At 67.8% G+C, this 17,770-nt stretch carries 12 protein-coding genes; 3 read left to right on the top strand and 9 right to left on the bottom strand.

The features are described from left to right. Nucleotides 1-62: 62 nt before the first annotated feature. Nucleotides 63-476 (bottom strand): transposase, encoded by a 414-nt coding sequence (locus AZOLI_RS29755; protein WP_081506045.1) that lies wholly within the window; start codon nucleotides 474-476, stop codon nucleotides 63-65. Nucleotides 477-603: 127 nt separating this feature from the next. Between AZOLI_RS29755 and AZOLI_RS29760 the strand changes: the two genes are divergently transcribed. Further along, nucleotides 604-2,214 carry an ISL3 family transposase gene (locus AZOLI_RS29760; RefSeq protein WP_081506046.1) on the top strand — a complete coding sequence of 537 codons (1,611 nt, stop codon included), beginning with the start codon at nucleotides 604-606 and terminating at the stop codon, nucleotides 2,212-2,214. A 240-nt stretch (nucleotides 2,215-2,454) separates the two neighbouring features. Next, nucleotides 2,455-3,813, top strand: coding sequence for a glycosyltransferase family 2 protein (locus AZOLI_RS32080; RefSeq protein WP_162488544.1), 1,359 nt, complete (start codon nucleotides 2,455-2,457; stop codon nucleotides 3,811-3,813). On the opposite strand, the gene AZOLI_RS29775 is transcribed toward AZOLI_RS32080, so the two are convergent. The 6 genes from AZOLI_RS29775 to AZOLI_RS29800 form a co-directional block, all read right to left on the bottom strand. Continuing rightward, entirely contained in the window at nucleotides 3,765-4,967 is a 1,203-nt protein-coding gene (locus tag AZOLI_RS29775; RefSeq protein WP_014189991.1) for a tetratricopeptide repeat protein, read from the bottom strand. The genes AZOLI_RS32080 and AZOLI_RS29775 overlap by 49 nt on opposite strands. A 287-nt stretch (nucleotides 4,968-5,254) precedes the next feature. Beyond that, entirely contained in the window at nucleotides 5,255-6,778 is a 1,524-nt protein-coding gene (locus tag AZOLI_RS29780; protein ID WP_014189992.1) for a bifunctional class I SAM-dependent methyltransferase/glycosyltransferase family 2 protein, read from the bottom strand. After that, a complete protein-coding gene (locus tag AZOLI_RS29785) occupies nucleotides 6,775-7,821 on the bottom strand; it encodes a lysylphosphatidylglycerol synthase transmembrane domain-containing protein (RefSeq protein ID WP_014189993.1) in 1,047 nt (348 codons plus the stop codon). The genes AZOLI_RS29780 and AZOLI_RS29785 overlap by 4 nt, the downstream gene beginning before the upstream one ends. Before the next feature lie 206 nt (nucleotides 7,822-8,027). Next, a complete protein-coding gene (locus AZOLI_RS29790) occupies nucleotides 8,028-8,996 on the bottom strand; it encodes a hypothetical protein (RefSeq protein WP_162488545.1) in 969 nt (322 codons plus the stop codon). 135 nt (nucleotides 8,997-9,131) lie between these two features. Continuing rightward, nucleotides 9,132-11,723: a right-handed parallel beta-helix repeat-containing protein gene (locus AZOLI_RS29795; protein ID WP_014189996.1), complete on the bottom strand. Its 2,592-nt coding sequence runs from the start codon at nucleotides 11,721-11,723 to the stop codon at nucleotides 9,132-9,134. A 191-nt stretch (nucleotides 11,724-11,914) separates the two neighbouring features. Beyond that, entirely contained in the window at nucleotides 11,915-12,991 is a 1,077-nt protein-coding gene (locus tag AZOLI_RS29800; protein ID WP_014189997.1) for a M23 family metallopeptidase, read from the bottom strand. Between the two features lie 422 nt (nucleotides 12,992-13,413). On the opposite strand from AZOLI_RS29800, the gene AZOLI_RS29805 reads away from it, so the two are divergent. Continuing rightward, nucleotides 13,414-14,370 carry a hypothetical protein gene (locus tag AZOLI_RS29805; protein ID WP_014189998.1) on the top strand — a complete coding sequence of 319 codons (957 nt, stop codon included), beginning with the start codon at nucleotides 13,414-13,416 and terminating at the stop codon, nucleotides 14,368-14,370. Between the two features lie 217 nt (nucleotides 14,371-14,587). Here the strand turns inward: AZOLI_RS29805 and AZOLI_RS29810 are convergent, their stop codons facing one another. Further along, nucleotides 14,588-15,184, bottom strand: coding sequence for an IMPACT family protein (locus AZOLI_RS29810; RefSeq protein ID WP_162488562.1), 597 nt, complete (start codon nucleotides 15,182-15,184; stop codon nucleotides 14,588-14,590). A 22-nt stretch (nucleotides 15,185-15,206) separates the two neighbouring features. Continuing rightward, the gene (locus tag AZOLI_RS29815; RefSeq protein ID WP_014190000.1) at nucleotides 15,207-17,753 is read right to left on the bottom strand and encodes a calcium-binding protein; all 2,547 of its coding nucleotides are present in this window, start codon (nucleotides 17,751-17,753) and stop codon (nucleotides 15,207-15,209) included. Nucleotides 17,754-17,770: the final 17 nt, after the last annotated feature.

Below are 17,770 nucleotides of genomic sequence, written 5' to 3' on the forward strand. Positions count from 1 at the left end.
CCGCTCTAATCGGAGCTTAGTTGAGGTGTCCACTGAACCGGTTCTTGCGCACTTTGCGTGGATCACGCGGCCAGGAGGGTTCGTCTTCGGAGCAGATCCAGGCTGGCTCTGCCGTACATTTGACGCTTGAGCAGTTTGAGGCGATTGATCTGCCCCTCAGCCTGCCCGCTGCTCCATGGCAATGTGAGTGCCGCCCGAACTGCAGCGCCATCCTGCTCCAAGCCGGCAGCAAACGTCTGAACTGCGGTGATACCGCAGGAACTTGCTTCGGTGAGCCAAGCCTCCAGTCCGGCGGCGGAATGGTCGCTTTCCGCGGTTCGGCCGGCCGCGCGCACGAGTGCCGTGAAGCGGCGCGCGAGGCCGGCCACTGTTTGTGTTTCGGCATCTTGCTCGGCCTGGGCAACGGCCGCAGCCTCCTCGTCGTCGCGGGCTTCGGCCGGCTTTACCAGAGCCCAGGCCAAACGCTTGGGCGACAAGAGGGCTGGTGGGTGTCAGGCGACACGTCAAACTGGGTCCATCCGCATTCCCGGTGCAGGCCGGATGCAAATGGGAGGCGGAATGAGCACATAAAGGGAACCATTTCCTGCATGAGCACCCGCTTCCTTGTCCAAATCGCTGCTTTCCTTGCTGCCGGCCGGGCTTGTCGTTGATCAGGTCACGGTCGACGTCGATCGTGTCGTGGTGGCGGCCCATGTACGTGCCGCTACGGCCTCCTGCCCGTTGTGTCGCCGACCATCGCGTCGCGTCCATAGTCGTTACAATCGCCACCTAGGCGATCTGCCCTGGCAGGGCCGTATGGGTGAACTGCGTCTGCAAGTCCGCCGGTTCCGGTGCCCGGCCGCGGACTGCCCGCGCCGTGTCTTCACCGAATGCCTGCCCACGGTCGCGGCGCCGCGGGTCCGGCGCACCCGCCGGCTTGCCGAGGCGCAGCGCACCATCGCCTTGAGCGCGGGGGGCGATCCCGGCGCCCGGCTGGCCACCCGCCTTGCGATGCCGGTCAGTGGCGACACGCTGCTGCGCCTGATCCGGGCGGAGCCGATGGTGCCGATTCCGACGCCGCGCGTCATCGGCATCGATGACTGGGCGTGGCGCCGCGGCAAACGCTACGGCACCATCGTCGTCGACCTCGAACGCGGCCGCCCGATCGACCTGCTGCCCGACCGCCATGCCGACACCGTCGCCGCGTGGCTGAAGGCGCATCCCGGCGTCGAGATCGTTGCCCGCGATCGTGCGGGCGCCTATGCCAACGGCATCCGCCGAGGCGTACCGACCGCCGTTCAGGTCGCCGACCGGTGGCACCTCCTACACAATCTCACCGACGCGCTGCGTGAGGTTCTCACCGGTCATCATCGGGATCTGCGGGCGGCGGCCAATCTGGCCGTCGCTCCCGTCGACGAAACCGGACAAGAGGTGCACGCGCCGCAGCCCGATAAGAGTGGCAAACCATCGACCCGTCGCGAGCAGAGGAGCGTCGTCATCCAGGCCGCCCGCCAGGCCCGTTTCGAGGAGGTCGTCGCGCTGGACACTCGCGGCTGGTCGCAAACCCGCATCGCCCAGGCGCTCGGCCTCGACCGCAAGACGGTGCGGGTGTGGCTGCGGTCCGGGCAGCCACCACCTTGGCGCCAACCGGCCAAGGGCAGCCAACTCGATCCCTTCCGCGACCATCTGCGACGGCGCTGGGACGAAGGCTGCCACAACGCCGCACGGCTGTGGCGGGAGATCAAGGCCCTCGGCTTCACCGGTCAGCGGACCGCGGTCCGGGAATGGGCACGGCCTCTGCGACAGGTCGTCCCAGGCATAACCTCCACAGCCTCGGCCTCATGGCGGGTGCCGTCGCGGCGACGAGCGGCATGGCTGGTGGTCGCCGACGAGACCGAGATCGACGCGACCGAGCAGGCCTTCGTCACCGCCCTGCTGTCCCGTTCAGCGAAATTGGCCCAGATCGTCGCGTTGGCTCGGGCCTTCCGAACAATGGTCCGCGAACAACGGGCCGGAGAGCTGGATGGTTGGCTGCTGGCGGCCGACGGCACAGCCTTGGCGGGATTCGCCGGCGGCCTGAAGCGTGATCTGGCGGCGGTGCGCGCGGCCTTGTCGCTGCCGTGGAGCACCGGGCCGGTGGAGGGCCAGATCAGCAGGCTGAAGACGATCAAGCGCACGATGAACGGCCGCGGTGGCTTCGACTTGCTGCGCCATCGCGTCCTCGAAGCCGCCTGAACAGTATCGTTCAAGCTGGCCCTCTGCACCGAGAATGCGGATGGGTGCGCTCCGGCGCCCCCTCGGGCTTACGCCCCTGTTCTTCATCCATCGTTCAGACCTCCGGTTGCGGTTCAATCTACCGCAGTCGGGTGTCTCACCGCACCGTGCCGCACCCCAATATGCGTCGATGGGAGTAGACGGTGACCGGACGAGCTTTCATAAATGGATGCCTCTGGGAAGCGCCAGCAGGAGAATGGCATGATAGACGACCAGACGATCACGACGCGGCTTACCCTGATCATCACCACCCATGAACGGGAGAAATTCTGCTCACGCCTGCTTCGCTATTATGCGGGTTTGCCGCTGCGCATCCTGGTAGCCGATTCCAGCCGAATGGCGGTCAATTATGGCAACGCGCTGAGTCCGCTGGGAAGCTACCTGCATACGCCGGAAATAGATTATGCGACCAAGATGACACGCTGCTTGGAGCAGGTGAAAACTCCATACGTGGTCATTTGCGCCGACGACGACTTCATCACAATGGCAGGATTGGAGGCCGCTGTCCGTCGACTTGATGCCATACCGGAGACGGCTGCGGTCCAAGGACGTTGCCTGAGCTTCATCCGGGACCTAGACCGCATCTCCTGCATCCAGTCTTATGCCTATGCCCGCGACTGGACCATTGACGCTCCAACACCGCATGAGCGCCAAGCCCAGGTGATGAAGCTCTACATGCACGCCTATTATGCCGTTCACCGAACACCGGTCCTGAAAAGGGCGATGGCCGAGGTACAATCTGGATTTGAACATCCCGAACTTCGGGAGTTCCACATAACGCTTTCCGCTGCTGCGGCAGGCGAGATTCACACCCTGCCTTTGCTGTTTTCAGTACGTCAAGCATTGCCGCTGTCGAGTGGCGCACAGGCGGGCACGTCTTACGCGAACCTGCTCCAAATGCGCCGAGATGGAGCGGAGCCAGTTGTTTTCAATCGATTCCTGGATTGCTGGATCCGCAATCTGGTCGGCGATGCAGGTCTGTCCCAGGATGCAGCCCGCGCCGCCGCCCTCTCCGCAGTCGACAGATACGTTGAGGGTTTGCCTGTACTCCGGCACCTGTTGTCGGAACCGGAACATCATCATGTGGACATGGATGAACTTCTGGCGGGACAGCATCCGGAAATATCATGGACAGCAGCGGATCTGGACTTGCTGCGCCCCATTGCCCAGCTGATTCGCGAGCATCGGGACTGCGACGACGCTATGCCCATCCTGGAGGATCCGGCAACGTTGGCGGGGGCAGAACGGATTTTCCTATACGGATCAGGAGAAGCGGGGCTCTGGCTGCTAGATTATTTGAGCCGCCGGAACATCATCGTCTCAGGCTTTCTCGACAGCTGGCAGGAAGGCATGATCGCTGGGCTTCCCCGTCTGCGCTACGATCATTATCGTGCCCAGAGGCGTCCAGGTGACCTTGTCGTCGTCGCCTCGATGCACTATGGCCCCATTCTGGCATCGCTCCAGGGCGTCGTCACAGCCGTCAATGCCTATCCCCTCTATCTTGCGCGCCACTACTTCAAATCGATGGATGAAGGTACGTCGATGCCCAGTTCCCTATAGGCATCCGTCAGTTCCTCACGGGCAAACGGGTGGATTGCGACCTGAAGCCGCACCCATTCCGGCTGCTCCAAGCTACGGCGCAATGCATTTTGCGAATCGGCAGTCTTGCCCAGACGAGACGACAGCACTGCCCGCTGCATGAATGCAAAACTATCGGCCTTGATGCCGATGGCCGTCTCCAGTGAGGCATCGGCGCGTTCCATCTGCCCCTGTGCCATTTGCCCCAACGCCATATAAACATGGCTAGATGCAGAATTTGGCCACAACTCGAGAGCTTTAGAATAGCAGGTTGTTGCTTCGCCGATCCAGCCCGCCCGATGAAAGGCCAATCCGAGCGCGCCCATCGTCACGCCATTCGCGTCCAGAGAGCATGCCTGACGCAGCACCGCGATGGCATCGTCCACACGATCCACTGCCAGATGACAGAAGCCCAGATAAAGAAATGCATCCGCCAGCCCGGAGTCGTGGCGTATGGCCGCCATGAACGCCTCGTAAGCTTCGGAAATGTCAAGGCGACCCAGTGCAATCAAACCAAGCTGCATGTCCGGACGGCCGGAACTCGGATCCAAATTACGGGACAAACGAAAAAGACTGGCGGCAAGATCAGTGTGGCCAATACCGAGATTTTTCTCGGCAATCTCTTGGAACTCCCCTGCCCAATATATCTTTCTCTCTTCATCTAGGATCGGCTGATCCGTCAGTGTCAACAACTCCTCTTGAGAAACAGAGTTTTCCCCTTTGTCAAGAAGAGCGCACAACAGCCCGTAACGGGCTTCCATGAAGCCCGACTGCCGGGCTAGAGCGGATCGATAGGAACTTATAGCCAGATCCAGGCGGCCTTCCAAGGCTCCGTCCTGCCGGGCCAGATCACCAACCCGGGTCCAACCCGTCACTTCATAATGTGGGAATCCTGCCTCTGCATCGGCGTGCAGAGCAGCCGCTCGCTCCGTCTGCCCGACCCGCTCCAGCATGTCGCGCAGACGGACGACAGCCTCGGCCCGCATTGGAGCGATGGACAAACCACGCTCCAGAGCGGCGATGGCAGCGCTTAAGTCCCCATTGCGCTCCAGAGCATCGGCCATAGCGTAGTGGTAGCGGAAGAGCGTATCCTGCCGAATGTTTCGGCGCCAAATCTCGATGTCAGCTTCGTTCATCGCTCTCTCGCCATGCTACCGGAACCCTGCTTTTTCAAATATCTAAGATTGTCGAGAAAGTGCATTCCGTTCCCCGAGAGAGGCTCCACCGGCCGCAGCGTATCTTCGTCAATCCCACAGACCTATCGATCGCGCAGAATTCAACAGGGCCAAGGTAAACAGCTCAACGGATAATGCGCAAGGGATCGCTCTGGTACAGTGATTGCGCCAAACCGCACAGGCGATTTCCGGTGGAACCGCGAGGTCCCCCATCAACGCCGCACTGAACCCGCCATACCCTGGGGGCATCAGAACGCCTTCAGCTTCTTCCAGGCGAAGACCACCATGCGGGCCAAAAGCCAGCCATGGGTGAATCGGGAGATCTGGGTCTCGCCATAGCTGCGGTCGGCGTAGCGCACCGGCACCTCGACGATCTTCAGGTTCTGCTTGGCGGCGCCGAAGATCAGGTCGAAGTCGCCGAAGGGGTCGAAGTCGCCGAAATAATGCCGGTTGGCGACGATGGTCTCGTAATCCTTGCGCCACAGCACCTTGGTGCCGCACAGCGTGTCGGTGAATCGCTGGTTCAGCAGGAAGGAGAAGATGCGCGCGAAGGCCCGGTTGGCCAGGAAATTCAGGAAGCGCATCGCCTCCGGCGCCATCGGGTAGACGAGCCGGGTGCCGTTCACGAACTCGCCGCGCCCCGACACCATGGCCTGATAGAATTTCCCCATGGTTTCCGGCGGCACCGTCAGGTCGGCGTCCAGGATGATCAGGATGTCGCCGCGCGCCACGGCGAAGCCGGCGCGCACCGCGTCGCCCTTGCCCTTGCCTGGCTGCTTCATCACCTTGATGTCCCAGTCGGGATAGGCGTCGCGGACGCGCAGGCATTCCTCGAAGGTGTTGTCCTGGCTGTTGCCCTCGACATAGATCACCTCGATGTCGGGGGCGAAGCGGGGCAGGCGGCGGATGGCGTTCTCGATGTTGCCGCGCTCGTTGCGGCAGGGGATCAGCACGGTGACCGAGGCCGGCTTGCCGTCCACCGTCACCGCCTCGACGGTGGGCTGTGGCCGGGCGACGACATAGTTGCGCACGCACAGCCGGCGGATGCCCGGCAACGGGGCGATGTAGCGGTTGACCAGCGTGCCCAGCCCGAACAGCCGCTTCGGGATCAGCTGGCGCCATTCGCGGCGCACCGGCTCCCAGCCGGCCAGATCCAGCAGGTTGACGATGTCGCTGGTCGACAGCCAGTTCTGCTGGCCCTGCGGCATGCGCATCCCCAGCTTTTCCGCCGCCCACAGGATCGGCTCCCAGACGCGGGAGTGATAGCTGACGACGATGCGGGTCTTCGGGGTGGCGACCCGGCGCAACAGGCGCAGCGTCTCCTCGATGTCGTCGAGGAAGCCGATGGTGCCCGACAGCAGGATGTGGCTGAACGGACCTTCCACGGCGGCGATGGTCGCCGGATTCTCGGCGTCGGCGGCGATCAGCTCCAGCTCCGGGTGGCGCGCCTTCGCCACCGCGATGGTCGCCGGGCTGAGGTCGATGCCGACGCCGCGCGACGGCTTCAGCGCCGCCAGCGTGTCGCCGACGCCGCAGCCGATCTCCAGCACCGCCGCCCCTTCCGGGATCAGGAAGCGCAGATAGGCGCGGTCGGCCTCATGGAAGGCGCGGTTGCGCTCGGCCCAGCGGTCGCGCAGGGGGGCCATGGCATCGAACAGCCCACGGATGCGCTCCTGCCGTGGGGAGAGGGTGCGGGGCGCGGCAGCGGATTCCAGGGCGGCGGATTCCGGGGAGGCGGTCCGGTCGAGCGTCGGCAGGGGCTGGTCGGTCATCGGGAGGAATCCGTGGAAAGGGCAGCGGGCGCGGCGATACCCGGCTGGGCAGGGCCGGGTTCGACAGGATCGGGCTGCGAGGCGGTCTCGTTGCGCAGCAGCAGCCAGAACAGGCCGCCGGGCAGCGACAGGACGGCGATCGACAGCCCGATCAGCAGCGAGACCAGAAGCGCCGCGTCGGCGTCGAAGCCGAGCAGCGCGAAACCGGCGACCATCGCCCCCTCGCGCACGCCCCAGCCGCCGAGCGAGACGGGCAATGCTGCGGCGACAATGGCGGCCGGCACGATGGCCAGCCCATCCAGCCAGCCGAGCGGCAGGCCGACCGAGCGGGCGAACAGGATGGTGGCGGCGATGGTGGCGAGATGGACGCCGACGCTGTGACCCAGCGCTGCCCAGGCGGCGGGGTTGCCGGCCATGGCGCGCAGCTGCGCCACCGCCCCCCAGGCGGTCCGCACCGGCGCCCCGTCGCGCAGCCGCTTCGGAATCGGCAGCCGGTCGCGCGGGAGGCGGCCGGCCAGCAACAGCAGCCCCATGGCCACGGCCAGGACCAGCGCACCGGCCAGCACGGTGCCGGCGACGGCGGGCGGCGCCACCGCGGCCAGATGCGGCAGCCCGACCAGCCCGATCAGCACCACGCCCAGGAGCGCCATCAGACGGTCGACCAGCAGGGCCAGCATCACCGGGCCGGCCGGATGGCCGAGCCGCCAGGTGAACCAGCCGCGCAGCAGGTCGGCCCCGACCGATCCCGGCAGGATCTGCCCCAGGAAGCCGCTGGCCATCTGCAGGCGGAAGGCGGTCCAGCGGGTCAGCTTGAATCCGGCGGCCCGTCCGACCGCCCGCCACCGCTGCGAGGCGAAGGGCAGCGTCAGCGCCTTTACGGCGAAGCCGGCGGCGAACAGCAGCGGGTCGGCGCCCGACAGGCGCGCGAGGATGCCCGGCCAGTCGGCTCCGGCGGCGAGCGCGCCCAGGACCACGACCGTCACCGCCAGCTTGACCAGCAGCGGCCACCGCCGGCCGGCCGGCTTGCCTGAACCTTCTCCCAATGGGCCTTCGCCCAACGGGCCGGGCCCGGTCCGCTGGGCGAAGGGGGTGTCGAGAAGAGCCTGAGCCATCATCCCCGCATGGAAATCCGGGTGCCGCGGGACAGCGGCGCCGAACGGGCCGTTTTAACGGCTCACGCCCGGCTTGTCACCCAACCAACGGCAGAGGGCAGGCGGGAGAGGAGAAATGACGCAAGGCAACCGGTGCCTCAGCCGGCGGCGCGCCCGGCGGCACCTTCCTTGAGGATGGACATGACCGTATCGACCAGCTTGCCGGCATTCTCCTGGACATAGCCCGGCTCGCTTCGCGACTGGATCATCAGCCAGGGCTGGGCGTTCGTCCCCTGCTCGGGATCGAAGAAGCCGAGCCGGGCCTTGGATTGCTGGAATTCCGGATGGTGCTGGCTGTCCAGCCGCATCGCGGCGCCGAACGCGCCATTGTCCACCGCCGCCTGGGACGCAGCGGCATCGGGCCCCTTCAACATGTCGACCAGACCGGCCTTGACCTCGTCGGCCGACATGGCGCCCAGCTTCTCGAAAGCCCGGTTGTCCAGCCAGATCTCCACCTGCTTGTCGTCGGTTCCCTGGGATCCCGGAAGGAACAGCGTGATCAGGGATGTCGTGTCCCAGCCCTCCGGCGGTGGCGACGCCTCGGACCGGTGTTCGGCCTCCCACTCCTTCACCTCCTGGGATTTTTCCGGCATGGCGCCGCCTCTCGACGCCGCCTGCCGCTCGACCACCTTGCCGATCTCGCCGCTCAACGAGACATTGCCGGCGTTTTCGCCCTCCGCCTCGAAACCGAACTGGCTGCGCAGGGATTTCATGGCGTCTCGCACGAAGTCCATGCGCGCCGAGTGATACTCCATGACCTTTTCGACGCGCGCACTCATCGCCCGGAAATCCGCGAAGCTGACATCGCCTGCGATCTTCAGCTGCACCGGCGGCTTGGCCGGAGTGTCGGCGACCCCGTTCATCTTCGAAACCGCCTGTGACGACAGCGACACCGTATCGCTCACCGGCTTCTTCCCTGCCGGGGCCGGCAACGCGGTCGAGGGGGCCGCGGCGGGAGATGCTGCGGAAGGAGTGGCGGAGGGAAGCTGGGAAGCCGGTGCGGCTTTCAGCTTCGCCAGCAACGAGAGCGCCGACATGGCGCCCTCCTGCGCAACCTTCGTGACCATGCTCCCCCTCCCGACAGGATATGTCTGAAGAAGGATAATTCCGTTATCGACTAATGATCCATTAATTTGCACAACCTGGGATAAGGAAGAGCTCCGGCCGGAGCCGGAGCATCCTCACCTGGGATCGGGCCATGCTCACCCCATCCCGGATGCTGCCAGCATGGCGCTTTCCGGCAGCAGCCCGGCCGCGCGGGGGGCGGAGGCGGGGCTCAGCGCCCGGCCCTCCAACCGGCCGAAGACGATGTAATGGCGCATCGCCGCCGTCAGGTCGCCGCCGGTGGCCGCGGCCACGTCGGCGTTGGCCGCCAGATAGGAGGAGGCGTCGAAGCCGGTCATCCGCCCTTCCTTCCGGCCATAGGTCAGGTAGTGCAGTTCGGCCTGGGTGGCATCGGTGCCGAAGGCGGCGGCCACGTCGCTGTTGGCCGCCAGATAGGCGAGCGGGTTGAAGCTGATCGTCCGCCCCTCGCGCCTGCCGTTGGCGATGTAGTGGATCCCGGCACTCCTGCGGTCGGTGCCGAAGGCATCGGCGAGGTCGCCGTAGGAGGCGATGTAGGCCAGCGGGTCGAAGCTGACCGTCCGCCCCTCGCTCCTGCCGTTGACGATGTAGTGGGCCGCACCGGCATCGCCGTTTGGCCCGAAGGCATTGGCGAGATCGCCGTAGGAGGCGATGTAGGCCAGCGGGTCGAAGCCGACCGTCCGGCCCTCGTTCCTGCCGTTGGCGATGTAGTGGGCGGCGCCGGCCGCGGCATCGGTGCCGAAGGCGGCCGACAGGTCGGCGTAGGAGGCGATGTAGGCCAGCGGCGAGAAGGCCGGACCCGACGGGACGCCCGTGCCGGTCGCGGCGGTGGAACCGCTCCCGGAGCCACCACCCGCACCGGGGGCGGGGATCCCCGGCACCGTCAGCGGCGCGCTGCCCATCCGCGCCCAATCCAGGTCATGGATGCCGAGCCCCGCCGCGGCGTCGCTGCCGAGCCGGAAGTCGCCGGCCGACGGGTCGACGAACAGGCTGGACGACACCCTGTCGCCGCCGTTCAGCCCGCGCGTGCCCTGCAGCAGGTTGCCGGTGACGCTGTAGGAGCCGGGGGTCCAGAACTCCCAGTAATCGGTCCCGGTGGAGGAGGAGATGACGTTGCCGGTGACGCTGTTGTTGGCGAGCAGGCCGATGGCGCCGCCGCTCGGCACCCATTCCAGCCGGATGAAGCGTTCGCGCGGGTTGGACAGGACGGCGAAGTTGTTGGCGACGCTGTTGGCATCGCCGCCATGGATGAAGACGCTGGCCCAGCCGGTGTTCTGGATGAAGTTGTCCTGGACGGTGACGCCGTTGGCCATGTCGTCCAGATAGATGCCGAAGCTCTTGTGGCGGTCGAGCCAGCCCGACCCGTCGGTCGCCAGCCCGCCGACGCCGCGGATGTCGTTGCCGCGGATGATCGTGCGGGTGTCGACGTTGGACCGCCCCAGCATCTCGATGGCGCCGCCGTCGGCGGTCTCGGTCATCGTGTTGTAGATGCGGTTGAATTCCACCACCGTGTCGGTGTTGACGGTGGCGCCGTCCCAGTTCTTGATCGAAATGCCGTAGCGCGTGCTGTTGCGGATGTCGTTGCCGGAGATCAGCGTGCCGCTGGTGCCGTAGAGCTGGATGCCGGCGACGTCCTTCAGCACCTCGCCGATGCCGTCGATGCTGTTGGCGCTGATCCGGTTGCCGTTGCTGCCGTAGGCGAGCTCGATGCCGCCGGCCCCCAGATGCTCCAGCCGGTTGGCCTCGATCACGTTGCCGGACGATCCGGTCAGCGTCATCGCGGTGCCGGCATTGACGAAGCGGTTGCCGGCGATGCTGTTGCCGGACGCATTGGTCAGCGTCAGGGCCGAGCCGTCCCAGCTGGTGTCGGCGAAGGTCAGCCCCTGCAGGGTGACGCCGCTCGCCCCGTTCAGCGACAGGAGCGTGCCCAGCCGCGCCACCACCGCGCCTTGGGACAGCAGGGTGCCGGGGTCCTGCGGCTTCACCACCAGCCGGCCGGTCTCGGCCTGCCAGGCGAACTCGCCGGCATCGCGGATGAAGGCGTCGTCGTTCAGCAGGCGATAGGTGCCGCCGCTGCGCAGGGCGTATTTCACCCCTTGCGTGAAGGTGACGGTCCGGCTGCCGGCATCGGTGGAGGCGACGCCGACGATGGTGTCGGACAGCCGTTCGGTGTCGAAGGTCTGGACCATCGTGCCGGGCTGGACCCCGGCGGCCAGCACCGCCGCCATCGCCCCGTCGCCGGCCCCGACGCGCAGGCTGGTCCTGCTGGCGCCGCCGGAAGCCTCCTCCAGGATCGACCAGCCGGAGCGGGCGTCGCCGGCATTCCAGTCGCCGGTCTGCGCCACCTTCTGCCGCACCCCGCCGATGGAGAGGTCGAGCCCGGTGGCGGAGGTCGCCGCGGCATAGAGCCCGCCGCCGATGGCGGTGAAGCCGCCGACCCGCTCGCCGCCGCTGAAGACCGGCGTCTCGCCCGGATAGGCCATGATGCGGACGCCGTTGTCGGCCCCGGTCAGCGTCACCGTGCGCGCCATGGCATAGGTGCCGCCGCGGACATAGGTGTCGCGGATGCCGGTCGCCCGCATCGCGCCCTGCGCGCGTTCCAGCGTGGCGAAGGGACCGTCGGTCCCGTCGGCATTGGGTGCCGCCAAACGCCCCGACCAGGAATCGTTGCCGTTGGTCGCGACGTAGAAAGCCTGCTGAGTGTCTGTCATTGCCGGATTGCCTTGCCGATACAGGGCAATCTCACGGCGAAAACACTTAATAAGGAGGTACTCTCATCCTTTCGGATATGCACTTTTGCGCAGGGATCCCGTGTTAATTTCGTGACAAATGTTCAGCAGCAGGCAGTTGTCACTTGCAACAGCCTTCCCGTTGTCTTGGCCGAATCCGGCTCGACCCCCATTCAGCGCAACTCCACCCGCCGTTCCTCCCGCAGCACCGTTTCGTCGCCATGGCGGAGCGTCACCGTCACCCGGTAGGGGCCGGGCGTCCAGGGACCGGGGGCGGGCTTCTTCACCTCGGTGCCGAAGAACAGCACGGCCAGCGGGCGCGGCACCGCCCCTTCGCTGCGGAGCAGGCGGCGGCCGTCGGGGCCGGCCACCTCCAGCGTCACCCGGTCGCCCTGCCGTCCGCCCATCAGCTCCGCCCAGACGCCCAGCGTCGGCGTGCCGGCCGGCAGGGGCCTGCCGTCATTGCCCCCGCCATAGCCGCCGTCCCGCGCGACCTCGGCCTTCGGCGCCTCGGGCGCCAGACCGGCGCCGAGCAGGGCGCTCGGCCGGTAGGCCAGCGTCCGGCGCGCATCGTCGCTCCACAGCGTGTCCGATGGAACCGGCACGGCGCCCCGATCGGCGGCACAGGCGGGCGCCTCCCCGGTTCCCGCCTCCTTGCCAGTATAGGGGTCGAGCGTGCGGCCGTGATGGCGGATGCCGAAATCGACATGGGGGAATTCGGTGTTGCCGGACAGACCGATCTGAGCCAGCGGCGTGCCCGCCTCCACCCGGTCGCCCGGCCTGACCGCGATGCTGCCGCGCTTCAGGTGGCTGTACTGGGTTTCCCAGCCGTTGCCATGGTCGACCACCACCGCGTTGCCGGCCTCCCGCCCGGCGGGGGAGCCGCCGCTCTGCCGGATGCTGACATCCTCCATGCCGTCGCGCACGCGGGCGACCGTGCCGGAAGCCGCCGCCACCACCGCCACCCCGCGCCGCATCGCCTCCAGGTCGGGCAGGCGGAAATCGGTTCCCTTATGCCCGTCATAGGTCAGCCGCCCGCAGGCGAAGTCCCGCATCCCCGGCCCCGGATCGGTGTCGACATAGTTCTGGACGAAGCAGTCCGCCCCGACCCGGCAGCGCACCGGGAGTTCCAGCGCCGGCGCCCCGGGGAGAAGGGCGGGAGGAGGGGCGGCAGGGGATTGGGCGGCTCCGGCGGACGACAGGAACAGCAGGGCGGCGAACCCCCAGCTATAATGGACCGGCACCCTCATCCACACCCCTCGCACGGCACTGCTCCATCTTGCCCGGCCATCCCTCTACAGATGGGATGCGGGACGGAGAGGGCCAGACCCATCCTTATGCGACGGCGCATAAGGGTAGCGCACCCACAATCCGTCCCGCATCTTCATCGACGGCAGACAGCGGGGATCGACAGCATGGCGCACAGTACCCATACCGGCAGCGGCAGGACGGTCGTCGTCATCGACAGCGGCTGGTCGCCGACCTGTGCGCCGGCGGCACCGACATCCGGCTGACCGATCTGGCTGGCCATTGGAGGGGAGGGGGGAGGGGGCTCGTGCCGGATCGGCTGGCGGCTTTTCCTGGACCGGACGGCGCGCTTGGGAGTAGGCATGCGGGGAACGCCGGGCCGACGGGACCGGTGCCGTTTCCCTCCTTGCCGGACGCGCCCGCCTTGTCGCAGATCCCCCAGCTGCTGCGCCTTCTGCTTCTGCTGCTGACGCCCATGTGGCTGTCGCTGGCGGTGGAAGGGCTGGGCCTGCACGAGTCGCTGATGTCCGGCCTGCGCCGCACGCCGCCGGTCGACAGCACCCTGGCACCGCCGACCGGCTGGCGGGAACGGGGCTATCTGGCCGCCAATCCCGACGTGGCCGCCGCCGTCCGCACCGGGCAGATTTCCAGCGGCTATGCCCATTACGTCCAGCATGGCCGCGCTGAAGGCCGCCCCGGCGGCTTCGCGGAACCGGGCAGGGAAGACGCGGCCAAGGCCGTCCCTCATGCGAAGCCGGCCGCCCAACCTGCCGTCCTGCCGCCAAAGCAGCCCGCCGCGCCCCCGTCTCCGGCAATTCCAATTCCGGCAGCGCCGGTCCCGGCGGTAAAGCCCGATCCCCGGGACGACGCGGCACCCGCCCGGACGGAACCCGCGGTGGAGGTCCTGCGGCCCGCGGTCAAGCCGGTCCCCGACTCTTCAGCCCAGCCCGTCAGGTTCCAGCCCGCGGCGCCGTCCGGCCCCCAGCGTCCGGAATCCCAGCGTCATGTGGAGCGGATCCGGACCGCCAACGGCGGGGACGGGCTGCGCGTCGTGCTCGACCTCGACCAGGACCCGCGTTACGAGACGCCGGTGCGGCGCCCCGACGGCCGGCTGGAGGTGAGGCTGCCCGGCACGCTGTGGCAGGCCGCCCCGTCCGGCCGCCTGCCGGCGACGGCGCTCGGCTATCGGGCCGAGCGGGATGGCAGCGGCACCCGCCTGCTGTTCAGCGACGACGACGGCACGGGCGAGGATGGCCCCGTGCGCCTGCTCGCCGTCTCCACCCTGCCTCCGGACAAGGACCGCGGCCACCGGCTGGTGATCGACGTGGCCCTGCCGTCCATGGCGAAGGCGGACCGCGCCAGGACTCCCGGCGGCCGCTGACGCATCGGGCCAACGGAAAACGGCACCGGGACCGCTGGCATAACGCAGAGCGTTCAAGACCAAACCTTTCCAAATGGTCTCTCGACCCTGTCCGCCGGACGGCAGGCCCGCCGGCACCGCGACAAGTTTCCAAACCAAGAACACATCATCAATTGTCATGATTTCATGACATTAAAAACACATAAGCATCCTTATGGAAAAACAGCCTCGCTTCCGTTCAGCCGCGATCCCCGGCCGGCCCGATCGCCGCCTGACCGCGGGACAGGTCGGTGACCATGCGGGTGAAATCCTCCGCAAGGTCGCGGGGCAGCGTGACGCGAAGCTGGACGCCGTCGGCGGTGAAGCCCGTGGTCTCGACCTGGGTGCCGGGAAAGGGGCCGAGGCTGGAGCGGATCCGCGCCTCGTCGGCGAAGGCACAGGCGACGGACAGGGCGGCGTAGTCGACGATCGGTTCGCGTTCCGCCGCCTTCAGGCAGCTCGCCGCCGTGCCGCCATAGGCGCGCACCAGCCCGCCCGCGCCCAGCAGGATGCCGCCGAACCAGCGGCTGACCACCACCGCGACGCGGTCCAGTCCCTGCCCTTCGATCGCCTGCAGGATCGGCCGCCCCGCCGTCCCGCCGGGCTCGCCGTCGTCGCTGAAGCGGTAGATGTCGCCGATCCGGAACGCCCAGCAATTGTGGCCGGCATCCGGGCTGCTGCCGGCGGCGATGACGCGGCGGGCCTCCTCCTCGCTGCCGGCCGGGGCGGCGTGGGCCAGGAAGCGGCTCTTCTTGATCTCCTGCTCGAACCGTTCGGTCCTGGTGAGGGTGAACATCATGAGGATGGCCGCCGCGCGCCTACAGGACGAAGTCGAAGGCGGAGAAGCTGTAGTTGGCGATGTTGACCTGGATGCGGAAGTCGGCCGCCCCATCGCCGTTCACGTCGCCCTCGATCAGCGTCACCGCGCCGGACGCCTGGTAGCGCAGCTGGCCGGCCGCGGTGAAGCCGGCGGTCTCGACGAAGGTGAAGCCGTCGTTGTCGGTGGTGCCGGTGATGGCGTCGATCTCCGAAACGTCGATGCGGTCGCCCTCGGCCCCGACGGTGGCGTAGCTCGCCAGCCCCTGCAGGGCCTCCTCCGCCACCACGGCTCCGTTGAAGGCGATGATGACGTCGGGAGCCGCCAGGGTGGATTCGTTCAGGTTGCGGATGGAGAAGACATCCACCCCCACCCCGCCGTCCATCAGGTCGGCGCCATAGCCGCCGACCAGCGTGTCGTTGCCGGCGCCGCCCAGCAGAACGTCCTCATAGACGGTGGCGGTGTCGTCGGCGTTGACCGCGATCTCGCGGTTGCGGTCGGAATAGATGTCGCCGAACAGAATGTCGTCGTCGCCACCGCCGCGCAGCACGTCGCCGCCCAGCCCGCCATAGAGCGTGTCGTTGCCGACGCCGCCGTCCAGCCAGTCGTTGCCGGCCCCGGCATCGAGCCAGTCGCTGCCGTCCTCGCCCAGCAGGGTGTCGTTGCCGGTGACGTCGATGATGTCGCCGCGCAGCAGATCGTCCCCCGCCCCGCCGAACAGCAGGTCGTTGCCCGCCCCGCCCTCCAGCTGGTCGGCACCGTCGCCCCCCAGCAGGAGGTCGTTGCCGGCATTGCCGAACAGCGTGTCGGTGCCGAGAAGTCCGGTGATGGTGTCGTTGCCCGTCCCGCCGCCGATGGCGTCGCGCTGCACCCCGCCCACCAGATAGTCGTCGCCCGAGGATGCCGATGACGAAGCGGTCAGCCCGGTCAGCGACGGCTGGGAGAAGCCGACCAGCAACCCCACCGGATAGACCCCGTCGGTGGCCTGCAGCATCTCGATGCCGGTCAGCGTGTCGGTGCCGTCGGGGCCGCTGACCACGAGGTTGCCGTTGGCATCGATGGCCAGCGAATAGGAGGCGAGCGCGCCGGTCAGCACGAAGCTGTCGATGCCGCCCAGCCCGTCCACCGCGTCCGATATCGGATTGCCCAACGCATCGAAAGCGGCGCTGCCGCTCAGCGTGTCGTTACCGGCCGTGCCGGTCACCGCGACCGCTGCCGCCGCGGCTCCCAAGGCCGCTCCCAAGGCAGCGCCCATTGGGGCCGCCTGCGGCGGCAGATCCGCCACCGGGGCGGCGGCGGAAGCGGCGGAAGCAGCGGCAGGGCGCAGGGCCCGCCCTTCGCGCAGGCCATAGGCGATGTAATGGGCTGCGGCGGCCAAGGCGTTGCCGGCGGTGGCCGCGGCGACGTCGGGATTGGCCGCCAGATAGGCCGCCGCGTCGAAGGTGACGGCACGCCCCTCCTGCCGGCCGTTGCTCAGGTAATGGCGGGTCGCGGCCCGGCTGTCGGCACCGAAGGCGGCGATCAGGTCGGAATAGGAGGCGAGGTAGCCCAGCGCGTCGAAGCCGGACGCCGTCCGCCCTTCGCGCAGGCCATATTGGGCATAATGGGTCAGCGCCCCCGCCGGATCGGCGCCATAGGCGGCCAGCACATCGGGGTTGGAGGCGAGATAGCCGTAGGGGTCGAAACCGGCCGTCCGCCCTTCGCGGGCGCCATAGGCCAGATAGTGCTGAACGGCGGCGCCGGCGTCGACGCCGACGGCGCGCAGCACGTCGGGATTGGCGCCCAGATAGCCCAGCGCATCGAAGCCGCCCAGGCTGCGCCCCTCGTTCCGGCCGTGCCAGGAATAATGGGCGGCGGCCGCCACCACATTGTCGCCGAAGGCGACGGCGAGGTCGCGGTTGGCCGCGAGGTAACTCCGCGCGTCGAAGGCGAGCGCCGCCGGGGCGGCGGTGCGGCCGTCGATGGTGACCAGTTCGACGTCGGTCAACGTATCGGCGTTGCGGCTCGACACCACGGCATAGCGCCGGCCGCTGCCGTCGAGCGCCACCACCACCGGCGTCTCCGCGCGGTAGATTCCGTCCTGCCGGGCATAGCGGCGCGGGTCGGCGGTGTAGATGGCGCGGTCGACGCCGCCGCCGCCGTCGAAGCTGCGCCCGCCGGCCACGCCGAGATAGACGCTGTCGTTGGCGTCGGCACCGGCGAAACCGTCGATCTGCTGGAAGATGCGGGTGCCGAGCCGGTCGAGCGTCCCGCCGTTCAGCGCGACGTCGAACCCCTCGATCCGGTAGCGCAAGAGCCCGCCCGCATCGCGGTCGCTCAACCCGGTGAAGCGGACGGCGGCGGTCGACCCGCTGCCGGAAGCGGCATAATCCAGCTGGGTGGCGTGCGCCCGGCCGGCGACCGTGCGGGTGACGGTCAGGCTGCCGGCACCGGAGGCGATGGAGGAGACGGCCGGCACGGTGGTGAAGGCATCGGCGACGAAGCCGTTCGCCAGCCGGGCCTCATCCAGATCGAGGGCGAAGCCCTGCCCCGCCACCAGCCGCGCCATGCTCGCTCCCCTGCTCG

It is taken from the genome of Azospirillum lipoferum 4B, assembly GCF_000283655.1.
Classification (GTDB): Bacteria; Pseudomonadota; Alphaproteobacteria; order Azospirillales; family Azospirillaceae; genus Azospirillum; species Azospirillum lipoferum_C.

Bases quoted from the DNA above. Each gene is read 5' to 3' on its own strand.
- AZOLI_RS29780 (WP_014189992.1), bottom strand. From the start codon at position 6,778: ATGACCGACCAGCCCCTGCCGACGCTCGACCGGACCGCCTCCCCGGAA.
- AZOLI_RS29815 (WP_014190000.1), bottom strand. From the start codon at position 17,753: ATGGCGCGGCTGGTGGCGGGGCAGGGCTTCGCCCTCGATCTGGATGAG.
- AZOLI_RS29795 (WP_014189996.1), bottom strand. From the start codon at position 11,723: ATGACAGACACTCAGCAGGCTTTCTACGTCGCGACCAACGGCAACGAT.
- AZOLI_RS29775 (WP_014189991.1), bottom strand. From the start codon at position 4,967: ATGAACGAAGCTGACATCGAGATTTGGCGCCGAAACATTCGGCAGGAT.
- AZOLI_RS29790 (WP_162488545.1), bottom strand. From the start codon at position 8,996: ATGGTCACGAAGGTTGCGCAGGAGGGCGCCATGTCGGCGCTCTCGTTG.
- AZOLI_RS32080 (WP_162488544.1), top strand. From the start codon at position 2,455: ATGATAGACGACCAGACGATCACGACGCGGCTTACCCTGATCATCACC.
- AZOLI_RS29800 (WP_014189997.1), bottom strand. From the start codon at position 12,991: ATGAGGGTGCCGGTCCATTATAGCTGGGGGTTCGCCGCCCTGCTGTTC.
- AZOLI_RS29810 (WP_162488562.1), bottom strand. From the start codon at position 15,184: ATGTTCACCCTCACCAGGACCGAACGGTTCGAGCAGGAGATCAAGAAG.